16 protein-coding genes are annotated in these 19,311 nt (G+C 66.6%); 3 read left to right on the forward strand and 13 right to left on the reverse strand.

The features are described 5' to 3' along the window. Nucleotides 1-211 precede the first annotated feature (211 nt). From H7A87_RS18350 to H7A87_RS18365, 4 genes are all read right to left on the reverse strand, one after another. Nucleotides 212-769: a hypothetical protein gene (locus H7A87_RS18350; RefSeq protein ID WP_104584100.1), complete on the reverse strand. Its 558-nt coding sequence runs from the start codon at nucleotides 767-769 to the stop codon at nucleotides 212-214. Nucleotides 770-842: 73 nt separating this feature from the next. Continuing rightward, entirely contained in the window at nucleotides 843-1,136 is a 294-nt protein-coding gene (locus tag H7A87_RS18355; protein ID WP_119128083.1) for a LysM peptidoglycan-binding domain-containing protein, read from the reverse strand. Nucleotides 1,137-1,238: 102 nt separating this feature from the next. Continuing rightward, on the reverse strand, nucleotides 1,239-2,054 hold the full coding sequence (gene queF, locus H7A87_RS18360) for an NADPH-dependent 7-cyano-7-deazaguanine reductase QueF (protein WP_115677790.1): 816 nt from the start codon (nucleotides 2,052-2,054) through the stop codon (nucleotides 1,239-1,241). Between the two features lie 169 nt (nucleotides 2,055-2,223). Further along, nucleotides 2,224-3,540, reverse strand: coding sequence for a M20 family metallopeptidase (locus H7A87_RS18365; protein ID WP_104650034.1), 1,317 nt, complete (start codon nucleotides 3,538-3,540; stop codon nucleotides 2,224-2,226). Between the two features lie 256 nt (nucleotides 3,541-3,796). Here H7A87_RS18365 and H7A87_RS18370 point away from each other — a divergent pair, with 256 nt between their 5' ends. The 3 genes from H7A87_RS18370 to H7A87_RS18380 all read left to right on the forward strand — a co-directional run bounded on the left by H7A87_RS18370 (nucleotide 3,797) and on the right by H7A87_RS18380 (nucleotide 11,654). After that, nucleotides 3,797-5,038, forward strand: coding sequence for an efflux RND transporter periplasmic adaptor subunit (locus H7A87_RS18370; protein ID WP_104584104.1), 1,242 nt, complete (start codon nucleotides 3,797-3,799; stop codon nucleotides 5,036-5,038). Between the two features lie 93 nt (nucleotides 5,039-5,131). Beyond that, entirely contained in the window at nucleotides 5,132-8,380 is a 3,249-nt protein-coding gene (locus tag H7A87_RS18375) for an efflux RND transporter permease subunit (protein WP_119128081.1), read from the forward strand. A 133-nt stretch (nucleotides 8,381-8,513) separates the two neighbouring features. Further along, nucleotides 8,514-11,654 carry an efflux RND transporter permease subunit gene (locus H7A87_RS18380; protein WP_119128079.1) on the forward strand — a complete coding sequence of 1,047 codons (3,141 nt, stop codon included), beginning with the start codon at nucleotides 8,514-8,516 and terminating at the stop codon, nucleotides 11,652-11,654. A 987-nt stretch (nucleotides 11,655-12,641) separates the two neighbouring features. Here the strand turns inward: H7A87_RS18380 and H7A87_RS18385 are convergent. From H7A87_RS18385 to H7A87_RS18425, 9 genes are all read right to left on the reverse strand, one after another. Continuing rightward, complete coding sequence (locus H7A87_RS18385; RefSeq protein ID WP_119128077.1) at nucleotides 12,642-14,009, reverse strand: VOC family protein; 1,368 nt, start codon at nucleotides 14,007-14,009, stop codon at nucleotides 12,642-12,644. A gap of 159 nt (nucleotides 14,010-14,168) precedes the next feature. Continuing rightward, entirely contained in the window at nucleotides 14,169-14,786 is a 618-nt protein-coding gene (locus H7A87_RS18390; RefSeq protein WP_104650075.1) for a hypothetical protein, read from the reverse strand. A gap of 29 nt (nucleotides 14,787-14,815) precedes the next feature. After that, the gene (locus tag H7A87_RS18395) at nucleotides 14,816-15,391 is read right to left on the reverse strand and encodes a hypothetical protein (protein WP_119128075.1); all 576 of its coding nucleotides are present in this window, start codon (nucleotides 15,389-15,391) and stop codon (nucleotides 14,816-14,818) included. A 257-nt stretch (nucleotides 15,392-15,648) separates the two neighbouring features. Next, the gene (locus H7A87_RS18400; RefSeq protein ID WP_104584110.1) at nucleotides 15,649-16,407 is read right to left on the reverse strand and encodes an HAD family hydrolase; all 759 of its coding nucleotides are present in this window, start codon (nucleotides 16,405-16,407) and stop codon (nucleotides 15,649-15,651) included. 37 nt (nucleotides 16,408-16,444) lie between these two features. After that, the gene (locus H7A87_RS18405; protein WP_180497046.1) at nucleotides 16,445-16,852 is read right to left on the reverse strand and encodes an EF-hand domain-containing protein; all 408 of its coding nucleotides are present in this window, start codon (nucleotides 16,850-16,852) and stop codon (nucleotides 16,445-16,447) included. 289 nt (nucleotides 16,853-17,141) lie between these two features. Next, a complete protein-coding gene (locus H7A87_RS18410) occupies nucleotides 17,142-17,504 on the reverse strand; it encodes an EF-hand domain-containing protein (protein WP_119128071.1) in 363 nt (120 codons plus the stop codon). Nucleotides 17,505-17,728: 224 nt separating this feature from the next. Next, nucleotides 17,729-18,106, reverse strand: coding sequence for a hypothetical protein (locus H7A87_RS18415; protein WP_119128070.1), 378 nt, complete (start codon nucleotides 18,104-18,106; stop codon nucleotides 17,729-17,731). A gap of 137 nt (nucleotides 18,107-18,243) precedes the next feature. Then, nucleotides 18,244-18,441: a CPXCG motif-containing cysteine-rich protein gene (locus tag H7A87_RS18420; protein WP_119128068.1), complete on the reverse strand. Its 198-nt coding sequence runs from the start codon at nucleotides 18,439-18,441 to the stop codon at nucleotides 18,244-18,246. A gap of 77 nt (nucleotides 18,442-18,518) precedes the next feature. Then, nucleotides 18,519-19,226 carry a M15 family metallopeptidase gene (locus tag H7A87_RS18425; protein WP_119128333.1) on the reverse strand — a complete coding sequence of 236 codons (708 nt, stop codon included), beginning with the start codon at nucleotides 19,224-19,226 and terminating at the stop codon, nucleotides 18,519-18,521. Between the last annotated feature and the right edge of the window lie 85 nt (nucleotides 19,227-19,311).

A 19,311-nucleotide genomic window follows, 5' to 3' on the forward strand; every position in this document is an offset into this window, starting at 1 on the left:
CTCCGTCCCGCCACCCGGCCAATGCAATGGATGCAGCTGTAACGAACAGGCCATCCATGCAAAAGGGCGCGACCTTGCGATCGCGCCCTGCTGCGTCATGTAGCGAGTCAAGCATGCTGCGCGCCATCTCCCGCCTCATCAAACAGCCGCAAGAATTGCCTTGCGGGCCGTCGCTGCCAGCGATGTGCCAGATGCCCGCCTGTCGGCGCGCTTACTTCACCGTAATGGTCTGCGGCGTACCGGCCGGCTTGCCATCCACCATCGCCTGCACGGTATAGGTGCCAGCCGGCCAGCCATCGGGCTTGCTGAAGCTCAGGTTGGTGGTCTCGGCTCCGCTGGTATTGAGCGTGGCGGTCTGTTCGCCGGCAACCTGGCCGTCCTGGTAGGTCATCTTGGCCGACACCGGCACGTTGCTGGCGCTGCCGTCGGTCTTGATCGACACGATGATGGTGCTCTTGGCCCCGATGCTGGCCGACGGTGTCACGCTCTTGTCGGCAGCGGCCTCGGTGCCGACCACCACGCTGGACACCGCGACTGCCGATCCAGCCGTGGCGGCGCTGTCGGTGCTGGCGGCGCCGGTCGCGGTGCTCTGGCCGGCCTGGTCACTTGCCGGCGGTGTTGCGGCCGGGCCCGGCATCGCTTCGGTAGCGGCGCCGGAAGTCGGATCCTTGGACACGCTGTCGTCGTCGGCCTTCTTGCTGCAACCCGACAAGGCAAGCACGCCGGCCAGCGCGATGGCGAGGGTGCTGGAAACGGATTTGGTACGCATGGATCAATCTCCGGAAGATCAAGCTAAAAGTGGGTTTCGAAAAGTGGATTCGAGAAGTGGGTGCGCGGAGCGCCTAGGCCTTCGGCGGCAACCGCAGGACCTGGCCGGGAAAGATCTTGTCCGGATCCTTGAGCGTTTCGCGGTTGGCCTCGAAAATACGCGGCCACAGGTTGCCGTCGCCGTAATGGCGCTTGGCAATGCTGGACAGACTGTCGCCCGCCTGCACGGTGACCGATTCGCCAACCAGCTGCGCGGTGCTCTGCACGCTGGTGCGGACGTTGGAAAAATCCGCCGCAGGCGCAACCTCCGCGGTGCTGTCGACCGAGGAGGTCACGTTGGAGAAATCTGCTTTCTTGTCGACATTCATTGCCGCAGTCCCTTTGCATCACGATGCCTGAAGGGTGCGCGGTGCGCTGTTAAGCGTGGATCGCGCCACCGTGAAGCTGGCGCGATCCTGCAGTGGCGGCGATTACTGGCGCAGGTCGCGGAAGATCGACAGCGGTGTCGGCACGCTGGGTGAGCTGCGCAAGGGATTGATGTCCAGCCCGCCACGTCGGGTGTAACGCGCTTCGACCACCAGCCACTCGGGCGCGCAGCGGAGCAGCACGTCATGGAAGATCCGCTCCACGCATTGCTCATGAAACTCGGCGTGGTCGCGGAAACTCACCAGATAGCGCAGCAGGCCTTCGCGGTCGATCGGCGCGCCGCGGTAGCGCAGCGTGACGCTGGCCCAATCCGGTTGACCGGTGACCGGGCAATTGGATTTGAGCAGGGCCGAGGTCAGCACTTCTTCGGCGACCGGTTGCGCGTGCGCCGACAGATACGCGGCATTGGGCGGGCCATAGTCGTCGATGCTGACGTCCAGCGTGTCGATCGATTCGCCCTCGCCGACCGCATCGATCGGCGGCAGGCCGAATTCCACCGCTACGTCGGCACCGGCGCGCGTGGACAGGTCGGTGGCGATGCGCGTGCGCACCGCTTCAGCGCTATTGAAGCGGGTGGCGTTGAGCGAATTGAGATACAGCTTGAGCGACTTGGATTCGATCAATGACGGCGAATCGCAGGGCACGTGCAAGGTGGCAGTGGCCACGCACGGCTTGCCCTGCGCATCGAGCCAGCTCAGTTCATAGGCATGCCAGCGGTCACGCCCGATGAAGGGCAAGGCCCCGCGCAGGCCGATCGCCTCGCGCCCGGCCGCGCGCGGAATCGGAAACAGCAGCGACGGATCGTAGCCGCTGGGGTAGGCAACCTCACGGCCGAGGGTGGAATCTTCTGGGGTATTCATCGTGCCATTTTAGGCCGGGCGGGCTGGCCGTGAGGTATATGGCAGACGCGGGAGCGCGCTGGCGACAGCAGCAGGCCGCTCCGAGCAGCCCGCCGCCCAATGGATCGCCACCGGTCAACGGGAACCGTGCAACTGCACACGATTCCCGATTCCCGATTCCCACTCCGATTCAGCCCGCCTGCCCCTGATGCAGGTAATCCAGCGACACCTGCAACAGCGCCCGCAAGCCCACATCCAGCGACGATTCGTCGAGCAGGAACTGCGGCGAATGGTTGCTGGGTGCGGTGGCCGGGTCGATGCCCTTGGCGGTGGAGCCGACGAAGAAGAACATCGACGGCACCTGCTGGGCGTAGAACGAGAAGTCTTCGGCGCCCATCTGCAACGGCGGTTCGTAGACATTGTCGGCGCCGACCACGGCCTGCAGGCTGGGCAGCATCTTCGCAGTCAGCGCCGGGTCGTTGACGGTGGCCGGATTGCCGGGCTGGTCCGGTACCTGCGCCTGGACGGTGGCGCCGTGGGCGGCGGCGGTGTGCTCGGCCACCGTCTTGAGATCGGCGAAGATCTGCTGGCGCATGCCTTCGTCGAAGGTGCGGATGGTGCCGACCATGTCCACGTCGTCGGGGATGATGTTGTAGCGGATGCCGCCCTTGATCGCGCCAAAGCTCAGCACCGCCGGCTGCTTGGACAGGTTGGCGCGGCGGCTGACCACGGTCTGCGCAGCGCCGATCATGTCGGCACTGGCCACGATCGGATCGATGCCGTTCCACGGTGCCGAGCCATGCGTCTGGCGGCCGATCATCTTGATCGCGAAGCGGTCCGAGGCCGCCATCAGCGGGCCACTGCGCACGGCGATCTTGCCGGCCTGCACGCTGGAGAACACATGCAGGCCGAACACCGCCTGTGGCTTGAAGTCGGCAAACAGGCCTTCCTTGAGCATCAGCGACGCGCCACCCTCCTCGTTGCCCGGCGCGCCTTCCTCGGAGGGCTGGAAGATCAGCATCACTTCGCCCGGCAGCTGCTCGCGCATGCCCACCAGCGCCTCGGCCACCCCGAGCAGGATCGCGGTGTGGGCGTCGTGGCCGCAGGCGTGCATCACCCCGACCTGCTCGCCGCGGTACTCGGCAGTGGCCTTGGAGGCGAACGGCAGGCCGGTCTGCTCCTTGACCGGCAAGGCATCCATGTCGGCGCGCAAGGCGATCTTCGGACCCGGCTTGCCGCCCTTGATGATGGCCACCACGCCGTGATGGGCGATGCCGGTGCGCGGCTTGAGGCCGAGCTTGCGCAGCTGCGCGGCCACGGTGGCGGCGGTGCGTTCCTCGCGGTTGGACAGTTCCGGGTGCTGATGGAAGTCGCGGCGCCACTGCACCAGCTTGGTCTGCAACGGCGCGGCAGCGGCCTGCACCTCGGGCCGGGGCGCAGCCTGGGCGGCGGCCAGGGTGGGCAGGGCCAGCAGCAAGGCGCTGGTCAGCAGGCGGGAGTGGCGCATCGGCAATCCTCTGAAGATGGTTGCTTAATGTAGTGCAGGCGCGTGCCCGGCGGGCGGCAGTGGGGCTCGATTCAGTCCTGCGGTCAACCGCATCGGCCCTGGCGCGTTGCCGCTGCACTGCATCCGTGAACGCTGCGGTCGTTTCGCCCGGCGAGCCGTTACTTCAGTAACGCTCAATTGCCTGACCGCAACGATATGCTGCGCACAGCCGCCCCACGGTCGCACCAGCGCCCGGCCCGCCATCAGGAGTTGTCGCATGTCGCGTTTTTGGAAGATCACACTGCTGGTCGTAGCGGTGCTCGTCGTGGTGTTCGTCGCCATGCGGATGTTCGGCGGGGGCAACCACGGCAAGCGGGCGGACGCGCCGGACGGCAATGGCACCGAGAACAGCGGCCCGGTGCCGGTCACGGTCGTGGCCGCCACCACCCAGGATGTGCCGGTCTACGCCAGCGCGCTGGGCACGGTGACCGCGCTCAATACGGTCACGGTCAGCCCGCAGGTCGGCGGCCAGCTGATGAGCCTCAACTTCAAGGAAGGCCAGGAAGTGAAGAAGGGCGAGCTGCTGGCGCAGATCGACCCGCGCACCCTGCAGGCCAGCTACGACCAGGCACTGGCGGCCAAGCGCCAGAACCAGGCGCTGCTGGCGACCTCGCGGGTGAACTACCAGCGCTCCAACGACCCGGCCTACAAGCAGTACGTCTCGCGCACAGACCTGGATACCCAGCGTAACCAGGTGGCGCAGTACGAGGCGGCGGTGGCGGCCAACGATGCGCAGATGCGCTCGGCGCAGGTGCAGTTGCAGTTCACCCGCGTGACCGCGCCGATCGACGGGATTGCCGGCATCCGCGGCGTGGACGTGGGCAATATCGTCAGCGCCAGCTCCACCATCGTCACCCTGACCCAGATCCGCCCGATCTACGTGTCCTTCAACCTGCCCGAGCGCGAGTTGCAGGCGGTGCGCAGCGGCCAGGCGGCTGCCCCGCTGGACGTGGCGGCGCTGGATCGCGGCGATGCGCACGTGATCAGCGGCGACGGCAAGCTGGAGGTGATCGACAACCGCATCGCCGCCGACAGCGGCACCTTCGGTGCGCGTGCGATCTTCGCCAACACCGACAACGCGTTGTGGCCGGGCCAGTTCGTCAACGTGCGCCTGCAGCTGCGCACCATCTCCGGCGGCACCGTGGTGCCGACCCAGGCCGTACAGCGCGGCCCGGACGGCGATTACGTCTACGTGGTCGGCAGCGACAACACCGCGCAGATGCGCACCGTGGTGCAGGGCGTGGAAGTGGACGACAGCCATGTGCAGGTCACCAAGGGGCTCAAGCCGGGCGAGCGGGTAGTCACCGAAGGCCAGTTCCGGCTCAAGCCGGGCAGCAAGGTCAGTGCGCTCAAGCCCGGCGAGACCCCGCCGGAGCCGACCGAGGCCGAACTCAAGGCCGCGCAGGACAAGAGCCATGGCGGCGCCGGTGGCCGACGCGGCGGCGGCGGTCCGCGCTAACTCGCGCGCACCGGCGACGGGACTTCCGTCACCGGTGCGCATCGGCGCCATGCGCGCCGGCATCGATTGACGTCTTCAGCAAGGACACCCCCCGTGGGCTTTTCGACCATCTTCATCCGCCGTCCCATCGCCACCTCGTTGTTGATGGCGGGCATCCTGCTGCTGGGCATCCTGGGCTACCGGCAATTGCCGGTCTCGGCGCTGCCGGAAATCGATGCACCCAGCCTGGTGGTCACCACCCAGTATCCCGGCGCCAACGCGACCACCATGGCCTCGCTGGTGACCACGCCGCTGGAGCGCCAGTTCGGGCAGATTTCCGGGCTGCAGATGATGACCTCCGATTCGTCGGCAGGCCTGTCCACGATCATCCTGCAGTTCTCGATGGACCGCGACATCGACATCGCCGCGCAGGATGTGCAGGCGGCGATCCGTCAGGCCACCCTGCCCTCGTCATTGCCGTATCAACCGGTCTACAACCGGGTCAATCCGGCCGACGCGGCGATCCTGACCCTCAAGCTCACCTCCGACTCGCTGCCGCTGCGCGAGGTCAACCGCTATGCCGATGCGATCCTGGCCCAGCGCCTGTCGCAGGTGCCGGGCGTGGGGCTGGTGTCGATCGCCGGCAACGTGCGCCCGGCGGTGCGCATCCAGGTCAATCCGGCGCAGCTGTCGAACATGGGCCTGACCATGGAGTCGCTGCGCAGCGCGCTGACCCAGACCAATGTCAGCGCGCCGAAGGGGTCGCTCAACGGCAAGACCCAGTCCTACAGCATCGGCACCAACGACCAGCTCACCGACGCGGCGCAATACCGCGAAACCATCATCAGCTACAGCAACGGCCGCCCGGTGCGGCTGGCCGATGTGGCCAACGTGGTCGACGGCGTGGAGAACGACCAGCTCGCCGCCTGGGCCGACGGCAAGCCGGCGGTGCTGCTGGAAATCCGGCGCCAGCCCGGCGCCAACATCGTGCAGACGGTGGAGCAGATCCGCGGCATCCTGCCGCAGCTGCAGTCGGTGCTGCCGGCCGACGTCCACCTGGAGGTGTTCTCCGACCGCACCGAAACCATCCGCGCCTCGGTGCACGAGGTGAAGTTCACCCTGGTGCTGACCATCGCGCTGGTGGTGGGGGTGATCTTCGTGTTCCTGCGCCGGCTGTGGGCCACCATCATTCCCTCGGTGGCGGTGCCGCTGTCGCTGGCCGGCACCTTCGGGGTGATGGCGTTTGCCGGCATGTCGCTGGACAACCTGTCGCTGATGGCGCTGGTGGTGGCGACCGGTTTCGTGGTCGACGATGCGATCGTGATGATCGAGAACATCGTGCGCTACATCGAACAGGGCAAGAGCGGGCGGGAAGCGGCCGAAGAAGGCGCCAGGCAGATCGGCTTCACCGTGCTGTCGCTGACCGTGTCGCTGGTGGCGGTGTTCCTGCCGCTGCTGCTGATGCCGGGCGTGACCGGGCGCCTGTTCCATGAGTTTGCGTGGGTGCTGTCGATTGCGGTGGTGATCTCGATGCTGGTGTCGCTGACGCTGACGCCGATGATGTGCGCCTACCTGCTCAAGCCCGACGCCCTGCCCGAAGGCGAGGACGCGCACGAACGCGCCGCCGCCGCCGGCAAGACCAACCTGTGGACGCGCACCGTGGGCGCCTACGAACGCAGCCTGGACTGGGTGCTGGCGCACCAGCCGCTGACCCTGGCGGTGGCGATCGGCGCAGTGGCGCTGACCGTGGTGCTGTACGTGGCGATCCCCAAGGGCCTGCTGCCCGAGCAGGACACCGGCCTGATCACCGGCGTGGTGCAGGCCGACCAGAACGTGGCGTTCCCGCAGATGGAGCAGCGCACCCAGGCGGTCGCCGCGGCGCTGCAGAAGGACCCGGCGGTGACCGGCGTGGCCGCCTTCATCGGCGCCGGCACCATGAACCCCACCATCAACCAGGGCCAGCTGGCAATCGTGCTGAAGACGCGCGGCGACCGCGAGGGCCTGGACGAGGTGCTGCCGCGCCTGCAAAAGGCGGTGGCCGGCATTCCGGGCGTGGCGCTGTTCCTCAAGCCGGTGCAGGACGTCACCCTGGACACCCGCGTGGCCGCCACCGAATACCAGTATTCGATATCGGACGTGGACAGCAGCGAGCTGGCCACCTGGGCCGGGCGCATGACCGAGGCGATGCGCAAGCTGCCCGAGCTGGCCGACGTGGACAACAACCTGGCCAACCAGGGCCGTGCGCTGGAACTGAGCATCGACCGCGACAAGGCCAGCATGCTCGGCGTGCCGATGCAGACCATCGACGACACGCTGTACGACGCCTTCGGGCAACGCCAGATCTCCACCATCTTCACCGAGCTCAATCAGTACCGGGTGGTGCTGGAAGTGGCGCCGGAATTCCGCAGCAGCACCGCATTGATGAATCAGCTGGCGGTGGCCAGCAACGGCAGCGGCGCGCTGACCGGCACCAATGCGACCAGCTTCGGCCAGCTGACCTCGTCCAATTCGTCCACCGCCACCGGCGTGGGCGCGCAGAACACCGGCATCGTGGTCGGTGCCGGCAGCATCATTCCGCTGGCCGCACTGGCCGAGGCCAGGGTCACCAACACGCCGCTGGTGGTCAGCCACCAGCAGCAGCTGCCGGCGGTCACCATCTCGTTCAATCTGGCACCGGGGCATTCGTTGTCGCAGGCAGTGGCGGCGATCGAGCAGGCGCGCCAGGACCTGAAGATCCCGACCCAGGTGCACGCGCAGTTCGTCGGCAAGGCGGCTGAATTCACCGGCAGCCAGACCGACATCGTCTGGCTGCTGCTGGCCTCGATCGTGGTGATCTACATCGTGCTGGGCGTGCTGTACGAGAGCTACATCCATCCGCTGACGATCATCTCCACGCTGCCGCCGGCCGGCGTCGGCGCGCTGCTGGCACTCATGCTGTGCGGGTTGAGCCTGTCGGTGGACGGCATCGTCGGCATCGTGCTGCTGATCGGCATCGTCAAGAAGAACGCGATCATGATGATCGACTTCGCCATCGACGCCTGCCGCGAAGGCGCCAACGCGCACGAGGCGATCCGCCGCGCCTGCCTGCTGCGCTTCCGCCCCATCATGATGACCACCGCCGCGGCGATGCTGGGCGCGCTGCCGCTGGCGCTGGGCACCGGCATCGGCTCGGAACTGCGCCGTCCGCTCGGCATCGCCATCGTCGGTGGCCTGCTGCTGTCGCAGCTGGTGACGCTGTACACCACGCCGGTGATCTATCTGTACATGGAACGTGCCGGCGAGCGGCTACGCGATTGGCGCGCACGGCGTGCCGCCCGCCGCGACGGCGTGCCCCCGGCCTCCACCTCGGAGCGCCCGGCATGATGACCGATGGCGTCATCGCTGATCGGTCTGCCTGCCCACGGCACCGCCTTGCCGCACGCGCGTATGGCAACCGCGCTGGCTGTTGCCTTTCCCGATTCCCGAATCCCGATTCCCGATTCCCGGCAGTCACCCCATGAACATCTCCGCGCCCTTCATCAAGCGCCCGATCGGCACCGCGCTGCTGGCGATCGGTTTGTTCGTGATCGGATTGATGTGCTACCTGCGGCTGGGCGTGGCGGCGTTGCCGAACATCCAGATTCCGGTGATCTTCGTGCACGCCACGCAGTCCGGCGCCGATGCCAGCACCATGGCCTCCACCGTCACCGCGCCACTGGAACGCCACCTGGGCCAGTTGCCCGGCATCGACCGCATGCGCTCCTCCAGTTCGGAGAGCAGCAGCCTGGTGGTGCTGGTGTTCCAGAGCAATCGCAACATCGATTCGGCCGCGCAGGACGTGCAGACCGCGATCAACTCCTCGCAGTCGGACCTGCCGTCCGGGCTCGGCACGCCGATCTATTCGAAAGCCAATCCGAACGACGACCCGGTCATCGCCATCGCGCTGACCTCGGACACGCAATCGGCCGATGAGCTCTACAACGTTGCCGACTCGCTGCTGGCGCAACGGCTGCGCCAGATCACCGGCATCAGTTCGGTCGACATCGCAGGCGCCTCCACGCCGGCAGTACGCGTGGACGTGGACCTGCGTGCGCTCAATGCGCTGGGCCTGACCCCGGACGACCTGCGCAATGCGGTGCGCGCGGCCAACGTCACCTCGCCGACCGGGTTTCTGTCCGACGGCAACACCACCATGGCGATCGTGGCCAACGATTCGGTGTCCAAGGCCGCCGACTTCGCGCAGCTGGCAATCTCCACCCAGTCCAACGGGCGCATCGTGCGGCTGGGCGATGTGGCCACCGTCTACGACGGCCAGCAGGACGCCTACCAGGCGGCCTGGTTCGACGGCAAGCCGGCGGTGGTGATGTATGCCTTCACCCGCGCCGGCGCCAACATCGTCGAAACCGTGGACCAGGTAAAGGCGCAGATTCCCGAGCTGCGCGCCTACCTGCAGCCCGGCACCACGCTGACGCCCTACTTCGACCGCACCCCGACCATCCGCGCCTCGCTGCACGAGGTGCAGGCCACGCTGATGATCAGCCTGGTGATGGTGATCCTGACCATGGCACTGTTTCTGCGCCGCCTGGCCCCGACGCTGATCGCGGCGGTCACCGTGCCGCTGTCGCTGGCCGGCTCGGCGCTGGTGATGTACGTACTGGGCTTCACCTTGAACAACCTCAGCCTGCTGGCGCTGGTGATCGCCATTGGCTTTGTGGTCGACGATGCGATCGTGGTGATCGAAAACATCATGCGGCATCTGGACGAAGGCATGCCACGCCTGGATGCCGCATTGGCCGGTGCGCGCGAGATCGGCTTCACCATCGTGTCGATCACTGCCTCGCTGGTGGCGGTGTTCATTCCGATGCTGTTTGCCAGCGGCATGATCGGCGCGTTCTTCCGCGAGTTCACCGTGACCCTGGTGGCGGCGATCGTGGTGTCGATGCTGGTGTCGCTGACCCTGACGCCGGCGTTGTGCAGCCGCTTTCTGTCCGCGCACACCGAACCGGAAAAACCTAGCCGTTTCGGCGCCTGGCTGGACCGCTTGCACGAGCGCATGCTCGCGGTGTACACGGTGGCGCTAGATTTCTCGCTGCGGCACGCCTTGCTGCTGTCGCTGACGCCGCTGCTGCTGATCGCCGCCACCGTCTTCCTCGGCGGTGCGGTCAAGAAGGGCTCGTTCCCGGCGCAGGACACCGGCCTGATCTGGGGCCGCGCCAATTCCAGCGCGACGGTGTCGTTTGCCGACATGGTCAGCCGCCAGCGCCGCATCACCGACATGTTGATGGCCGACCCGGCGGTGAAGACCGTCGGTGCACGGCTGGGTTCCGGTCGCCAGGGTTCCAGTGCGTCGTTCAACATCGAATTGAAGAAGCGCGACGAAGGCCGCCGCGAGACCACCGCGCAAGTGGTCGCGCGCCTGAGCGCCAAGGCCGACCGTTACCCGGATCTGGATCTGCGTCTGCGCGCGATCCAGGACCTGCCCAGCGACGGCGGTGGCGGCACCAGCCAGGGCGCGCAGTACCGTGTCTCGCTGCAGGGCAACGACCTGGCCCAGCTGCAGGAATGGTTGCCCAAACTGCAGGCCGCGTTGAAGAAGAATCCGCGCCTGCGCGATGTCGGTACCGACGTGGATACCTCGGGCCTGCGCCAGAACATCGTGATCGACCGGGCCAAGGCCGCGCGCCTGGGCATTTCGGTCGGTGCCATCGATGGCGCGCTGTATGGCGCGTTCGGTCAGCGCTCCATTTCCACCATCTATTCGGATCTCAACCAGTACAGCGTGGTGGTCAACGCACTGCCCTCGCAGACGGCAACGCCCAAGGCGCTGGATCAGGTGTCCGTGCCCAACCGCGCCGGCCTGATGGTGCCGATCACCTCCGTCGCCACCCAGGTGCCCGGGCTGGCGCCGCCGCAGATCGTCCACGAAAACCAGTACACCACGATGGATCTGAGCTACAACCTCGCACCGGGCGTGAGCACCGGCGAGGCGGACCTGATCATCAAGTCCACCGTGGAGGGCTTGCGCATGCCCGACGGCATCCGCCTCAGCGGCGACGACAGCTTCAACGTGCAGCTCAGCCCCAACTCGATGGGCGTGTTGCTGCTGGCCGCGGTGCTCACCGTCTACATCGTGCTGGGCATGCTGTACGAGAGCCTGATCCACCCGGTGACCATCCTGTCCACGCTGCCGGCCGCCGGCGTCGGCGCGCTGCTGGCGTTGTTCCTCACCAACACGGAGTTGTCGGTGATCTCGATGATCGCGTTGGTGCTGCTGATCGGCATCGTCAAGAAGAACGCGATCATGATGATCGACTTCGCGCTGGTGGCGCAGCGCGTGCACGGCATGGATGCGCGCGCGGCTGCGCGCGAAGCCTCGATCGTGCGCTTCCGCCCGATCATGATGACCACGATGGTGGCGATCCTGGCCGCAGTCCCGCTGGCGGTGGGCCTGGGCGAAGGCTCGGAACTGCGCCGCCCGCTGGGCATCGCGATGATCGGCGGGCTGATCTTCTCGCAGGGCCTGACCCTGCTCAGCACCCCGGCGCTGTACGTGATCTTCTCCTGCCTGAGCGAACGCTGGAAGGCGCGGCGCGTACGCGCGCGTGCACGCCGCGCCGAGCGCGCGGCGGCACGGCGCCCGGCAACCTCGGCGCACTGAGCCTGCTCAAAAGACCGCACCCCGCCAGACGCGTGCGGTCTTTGTTTGGGTAACAGATCGGGCTGTTTTTTTACTAAGCTCACCGCCATATGGATGGCGTAGGCTTTCTGGTTCCCATCGGTACACGACCACGTTGGCAGGTGCGGTGCCCTCGCCGCTTGCGGGACCGTGTGGCGGCATGGATGCCGCCACCGCGCCTACATGGACGTACTTGCGGCGTGTTCCGCAAGTGCTGAGGACACCTCGCCCTCGACGTGCTCGGCGTTGACTGAACTCAAACGATGCTAAGAGTCGAATTTTTGGATGTCTTGGTGTGATTGGGCAGTACTGATGGATCAGTCCTAGAGTGGCTGATCTGTGGGTTGGCTGCGGGGCCCTTGCCCGCCCACCATCGCAGGACACGCCGCAAGTACGTCCCTGTAGGCTCTTACGCGGCATCCATGCCGCGTAAGGTCCCGCGACGGTGCGCGGGCAAGGACCCATCGAGATGGTCGGTGCGCATGGTGCAGGCAATGCATGACGCGCATTGTTCGGTAACGGCGCGCCCACTCAGCCTCCCAAGACGGGCAGAGCAGACGCGAGGTTTCAACACGTCGACGGCAACCGTCTCGGCGTTCCCAGAGCAGGCGTTGCGATGGCTTTTTTTGACCCGACAACCGACCGACGTCCTGGTGCGGTGCCCTCGCCGCTTGCGGGACCGTGTGGCGGCATGGATGCCGCCACCGCGCCTACATGGACGTACTTGCGGCGTGGTGAGGGCATCGCGCCCTCGACTCACCAAGCTTTTGGCCTGAGCCCACCTGACCGCATCCAGACGCCGCTGCTGAGCGGAATCTCATCTGCTTTCCTGGCCTGACGTCGGGAGTGCGCCATCCGAATCCGCAGCGGCGCACATCCTTGCAATGTGCACCGCGCGATCACCCCACGCCACGCGCGACAGGGCCGGCAGATCGCAGGCCTGCACATGCACGCGCCGCGGCGGGACCGCTACACCAGCAACGCCTGCAGCGACGCCCGTTCCAGCTGTGCGTACAACGCGCACTCATCGTGTACCTGCGCGCCCAGCGCCTGTTCGAAGCTGCGCTTGCTCGAATGGGCGGCGTAGGCGCGTTGCTCGGCGCCCCCGAGATTGGACTGGAAGATGCCGGCCGCACTCACCGGCAGGAAGTCTTCATAGATGATCGGATCGGCGCTGAGCAGACCGAGCGCAATCGCGGTTTCTGCCGGCAGTGCCGCCACTTGCGCGGGGTCGGCACGTCCGGCCTCGGTCAGCGCGTAGCGGAAATAGCCCAGGCCTTCCTGACGCAGCACGGCTTCGTCGTCGGGAAACGCCACGAACGCGGTCTGCAGGCGCGTGGCGTAATCGGTGCCGGTGCTGCCCGCGCCATCGCTGTCGCGGGCCTGCGCCAAGAGCGCGTCGTACAGCGCGCGGCCCTTGGGGGTCAGTGCGAGTCCGCGCTGTTCGATCTCGCCGAAGCGTGCGGTATGCGTGCCGTGCTCGGCCTGCCCACTGTCGCCGACAAAGCGCACCGGCTCCTCCAGGGCCTTGAAGCTGGTCTGGCGCAGCAGGATCGGCACACGCCGACGCGGCGGCCCCTCGATCACCGCCTTGGCATCGATACCGGCGCGCTGCATCTGCGCCTGCGCCGCATCGATATCCAGCGTGCGCGGCGTCAGGTGATTGATATGCGGGCCGTGGAAACTCACCACGTCGGCGATCAGCTTGTGCGCCTGGCTCAACGCGCGGTAGGTCGGCAGCGAGACCGTGGCATCGCCATGCCAGCGGAAGGTTTCCAGCGCTTCGGCCACGAACTGCTGCGCCTGCGCCGCCTCCAGTCCACCGTGACGCTCATGCTGGTCGATCAGCTCCAGCGTAGCGGCAGTGAAGATCTGCCGCTGCTCCAGGATTTGCGCCGCCTGCGCACGCAGTGCGGCGTCTTCGATCAATTCCAGCCGCAGCAAGGAGGTGAACACGCGGAATGGATTGGCCGACAGCGCCGCCTCGTCGATCGGGCGGAACGCGGTGGAATGCACCGGCACGCCCGCTACCGACAAATCGTAATACCCCACCGGATGCATGCCCATCACCGCAAACAGCCGCCGCAGCGTGGCCAGTTCCTGCGCCGTGCCGACCCGGATGGCGCCATGCCGTTCCAGATCCAGGCGTGCACGCTCGTCATTGCGCTGCAGGCGCGCGGCCAGGGCCGGATCGGCGCTCAGGGTGTCGGCGTTGACCTGCGCCACCAGCGCCATCAGGTCGCCGTACAACGGCACCTCGGCGCGATACATGTCCGACATCGCCTGCGCGAACAGGCTGCGGATGTGATCGGGGGAGACAAACACGGTATCGCGCATGGGCTGGTCTTGGCAGTGCCGGCCAACGCCGGCGTTGCCGCATTCTCGCCGACCGCGCCCCACGGCGACCAGCTGCACGGCAGCATCGCGCCCGCGCGTTGCCGCGCAGACAGCCGCGGCCGTAGCACGCCCGCCTCCGGCGAAGCGCCTTGCGCCGCGTTACAACCCCGCCTGCGCTGCGGCGTCGGCCGCCTCGCTGGCCTCGCGCGCAGCCTCCAGCCGCTGCGCATGATCGCCGAGCTGGCGACGGAGGAGTGCGTCGAGGGTGATCGGCCGTTCCCAGCGGTCGTAGCTGGCGACGATGGCATGCCGCAGCGCGCGCAGATGCGCGTTATCCGGTGCCACCGACAGCCGCGTGATCACGCCCTCCCAGCCGTCATGATGGTCGCGCGTGTAGGCGCGCACGCTTTCGCGGCACGACAGCTGCACCGTGTGCGCCCACGCGCAGGCGAAGTAGATGTCGCCGGCATGCCAGCCATGCACCTGCAACAGCGCCTGCACATAGCCGCGCGGGGTCTCGGTATAGCGGGCAACCTCATCGATGAAACTGTCGGGATAGCGCTGCGCATAGCTGCCCATATCGGCAAGATGCTGGTCCACCCACGCATCGCCGGTGCCGGGCATCACCGCCGGCGCAGCCTCTTGCGCCGGGATGCCGGCAGCCGGCGCCGGTACGCCCTGTGCCATTGCCAGCGCCGGAGCCAGAAGGGCAGCCAGCAGTGGCAGCGATCGCAACCGAGGTGAGCGGAAGGCAGGCATGCCCCGATGATGCCGCATGCACGCGCCGGTGTCAGGCCACACGCGTGTCAGCGCAGATCGTAAAAGCCGATGGAATGCACTTCGCGGCAGCCGCTCAGGTCGCAGGAGCCCACGTAACCGGGACCGATGTAACGCTGACGCGCATCGCGGTTGTGCGGGCTGCTGTACGGGTCCGGCCCGTACAGGCCGTTGCCGTAGTAGATCTGCCCATACGGACGGTTGCGCGATGCACCAAACCGTAGCTCACGGCCATAGCCATAACCGCTATAGGCACCGCCGTATCGGGCATCGGAATATCGATCGGCCGAAAACGCGGAAGCGCGATCGCCCGCAGTCGGGCGGGACTGCAATGTCGCGATGCTCTGGCCGTGCGCATCCACATAGCCTTGCTCTCGGTCGAAGCGGACGATGCGGAAATACACGGTCTCCCCACCCACCTTGCGCGTGCGAAGACGCACATAGTCGCCCGCATCGTCGTAGTACGGCTGCCCGTCGCGAAAGATCACCTCGCTCGGGTTGATGATTTCTTCTTCCAGCTCGGCCGCCGCAAGCGGCGTGGCGCCCACAAGCAGCCCCAGCGCAACGGCCAGCACTGCATGATGGATGACGGACAACATGTTCATGGGCAATCCCTCCAAGGTCGGCCACGCACGCCTGGTGGCCGGAACGTCCTGTTGGCGGGCACTGCGATACGCCCGCATGTTGATTCATAGCATCTGCAAACCGGCGCCTCGGTCACGCCCGCCCCTGGCTCCTGCAGCCGACGTGGAAAATCCAGCCACTACCACGGCGGTGCGACGACCTAAGGCGAGTCGATACGGAGCAGGTATCCCAAGCGGCCGCGGCCGCTCCCCATACCCGCAGACGCGTGCCGCGGTGCTCAGCTTAGCGCGTGCTGCCTGGCCAGTGCATCCAGGCCGTGCACCGCCGCCGGCCAGCCGGCGGCGTCGGGCACTTCGCGCATGCGCGGTTCGTCGGCGGCCACCCCGTGCTCCTGCTCGTGCGCCCAGGTCACCGCGTACGGGGTGTAGATCCCCCAGCCGCCGATGGCCAGCACCGGCTCCACGTCCGAGCGCAGGGAATTGCCGATCATCACAAAGCGCTGCGCCGGCAGGTCGAACTCGCCCAGCACGCGCGCATAGGTGTGGGGATCCTTTTCGGACACCACCTCCACGCGCGGAAACAGATCGGCCAGACCGGACTGCTCGATCTTCTGCTCCTGATGGAACAGGTCGCCCTTGGTGATCAGCACCACCGCATAGTCGGCGGCAATCGCGCTCACCGCCTCGCGCACGCCGGCAATCACCTCCACCGGGTGCTGCAGCGTGGCCCGGCCGATTTCGACGATGCGCTGGATGTCGCGTGCATCGATGCGCGCCTGTGTCAGTTCGATCGCTGTCTCGATCATCGACAGCGTCATGCCCTTGGCGCCGTAGCCGAACACCTTGAGATTGCGCCGTTCCACCGCCAGCAGATGCTGCTGCATGCGGCTGTCGCCCAGATCCAGATACGCAGCCAGGATCGCTTCGAAATCCGCCTCGGCAGTGCGGTAATAGTCCTCGCTTTTCCAGAGGGTATCGTCGCCGTCGAAGCCGACCAGTTGGATCGCCTGGCCGTCGCGCTGTGCAAGAGAGCTCATCGCGACAGTTTAGCAGCGCACTGGAGCGCTGCTGCGATCAATCCCCTGCGGCATCGCCCGGGCCGGGCTGGTAGCTGGCAAATTCGTCGCGCGACAGGCGCCCATCGCCATTGCTGTCGAAGCCGGCGAAATTCTCGCGCAGGACGGGGTCGGCGCCTGCTTCGGCCGGGGTCAATGCACCATCGGCATCGCTGTCCAGGCTGCGGAAGGTGCGTGGCGCCAGCGTGCCGGCTTGCGGCACCAGCGCGGCCTCTGCCCCACCCTTGGCAGCCGATGGCGCCGCAGCGTCGGCCGGTAGCAAGGGCGTGGTGGCAGGCGACGGTGGGTCGATCGGCAACGGCGCCATTACCGGTGCTGCCGGTCCTGCGCTGGAAGACCCCGCACGCGGCGGGTTGGCGGGCGGCAACTCTGGCGGCGCCGCCAGGGCCCCCAATGGGTTCGACAGGCCGATTAACAGGGCAATGCGCGGCAGCATGGGCATGTGCCAAGGAGACGGGCCGGCGAATGTAGCGCGGCGCACGTAAAGAAAACGGGAGCGACCCTGGCAGATCGCTCCCGCGTGTCCATCCTGTTACCTGGTCATGCTGTTATTTGCTCAAGTACATGCTCGAGCCGGGCATCTGACAGCAATGCTGCGGATCGAACCATTGATCAAACAACTGCGACTGCGGAAGCTGCCTCCTGATATCGAAAGAACTGTCAGCAAACGAACTCACTGCGTGCGTACTCCTCCCTCAGTTGCCTTGCGACCCGCTTGCCGCGGCGCCGCCCTGCTGCTTGACGACAAAGGCCTTGTATTCATCTGGGGTCAGTTTGCCGTTCTTGTCCGAATCGGCGTCATTGAAGATCTGCGCAAGCCCGGCGTTGACCTGGGCCTCTTGCGCGCTGATGGCGCCGTCGCTGTCGGTGTCGACACTCGCCCAGGTCTGGCCGCCGCCGGATTGCGCAGGCTGCGCTGCAGTGGTGGCAGAACTTCCCGACTGGGCCGACGTCGCGGCGGCATCCTGCTGCGTACTCTGCGCCATGGCCGGCAGCGCCAGGGCGGCGGCAAGAGCGGCGGTGGCGGCGAGCAGCGAGGTGCGGTTGCGATTCTTCATTGGGTGGTCTCCTTGGCTTGGGAATGCGCGGTGTCGCCGCACATGGCCCCACCTTACCCAGCCCGAATGAACGTAAAACCCGCCGCAATTTCCTGCAAAACATCCTCTTAACCACCCGCCGAATGTTTGCGTCTAGCCGTCTGTTAGACATCGGTGAGCCAAACAGAAGCACCGCATTCAATGCATGGAAATATGCGAACCACGCCGCATTTCAGCGCGTGGTTTTACGTAGGCGGCGCCTCGTCGTCCCAGCTGCCGGAGCTGAACAGTTTCCAACCCACCACGACGCCCGCGATCGCCCCGGCCACTTCTAGCACCACGCGCGATCCCAATTCATTCGGATCGTGGATCCTGGCCAGTGCCAGACGCGCGTAGAGCGGCGACTCCAGCCGCACGATGCTGGTATAGACGAGATTCCAGATGTCATAACCGCCGCCGATGGCGACCGCGAGCAGACAGGCAATGCCCAGCGTGTGCCCGTGGCTGAAGTGCAGACGCCGGCCGAGGTGCTCGACCGCTGCGAAGACCAGCACGCCCAGCACCAACGCGATCAGGCCAGCCTCCAATGAACCGAGCAGACCGAAGTGCAGAGGCAGATTCATCGTGACGATCCAGGCAGCAGGCGCATCAGTCTAGCGGTTGCGGGGGATGGATCCCGGCCAGAGCCGCAGGCGCGAGCGGTGATGCGAACGAGGCTGGGCCGGGTGATCCAGCTGCCCGATCCCGCGACACGCCGTGCTCACGCATCGTCCTGCCCGCGCGCACGCAGCTGCGCTTCGCCTTCTTCGTCCCATTGCACGCTGACCGAGATCGGCTTGCAGCACACCTGGCAATCTTCGATGTAATGCTGGTCGCCGCCGGTCAGATCCAGCGTCAGGGTGATCCACTCCCCGCAATACGGGCAGGCGATATCGACAAAGCGTTCCGGGTCGGACATGGCAATTCCTTGCAGCGGCTTGGAGTAATGGACAACAGGGATAGTGCGATGCCGCGTCACCGCCTGCGGCGCGTCATTCAGTTGACCGGCACATCGAACGCGGTCTCCGGCATCGGCTCGGGGCGGAACGTGAAGTGCCACCACTCCATCGGATAATTGGCAAACCCCTCCGCCGCCATCGCATGCAACAGCTGCTGGCGGTGGGCACGCTGTGCCGGGCTGATGTCGCGCGCATCGGTATGCGCACGCGCATCGAAGAAATCGAACTCGGTGCCCATCTCCACCGGCTGGCATGGGCCGTGCCGGCAGTCCAGCAGCCCCAGGTCCAGCGTTGCGCCGCGGCTATGCCCGGAGGTCTCGGCGATGTAGTCCCCCAGCAGCGCGCGTTTGTCCACGCGCGGGTAGTGCTGCGCCTTGGTCGACTGGCCCTGCAGATCCGCAGCCCAGGCCACGAATGCCTGCACCGCCCGCACCGGCCGGTAGCAATCGAACACCTGCAGTCGATAGCCCTGGGGCTTGAGCGACCGCGCCACCCGCGCCAGGGCCTCCGCGGCCGGACGCAGCAAATAGCAGGTGGGCGCCAGATACCCCGGCACCACGCGCCCGGTGAAGTTGTTGCTGCCCGCATAACGCATGTCCACCACGATTTCCGGCGCGAGGTCTTGCACATTGACCAGACCGGCTTGTGCGGCGGTCGTTGCCGGCGAGAGGATGGGAGCCGCTTGCACGTTGGGGACTGCGCAGAGAAGAAGCAGCGCGGGCACCTGCCATCTGATGCGCTGCAGGGTGCATGCAAGGTGGTGCGATATGAGGTCAACAGGGGATCGTGCTTGCGTCATGCGCCAAGCATAAGCCACGACAGGCAAAGTG

Origin of the sequence: Xanthomonas sp. CPBF 426 (genome assembly GCF_903989465.1) — a bacterium.
GTDB classification, from domain to species: Bacteria; Pseudomonadota; Gammaproteobacteria; order Xanthomonadales; family Xanthomonadaceae; genus Xanthomonas; species Xanthomonas euroxanthea.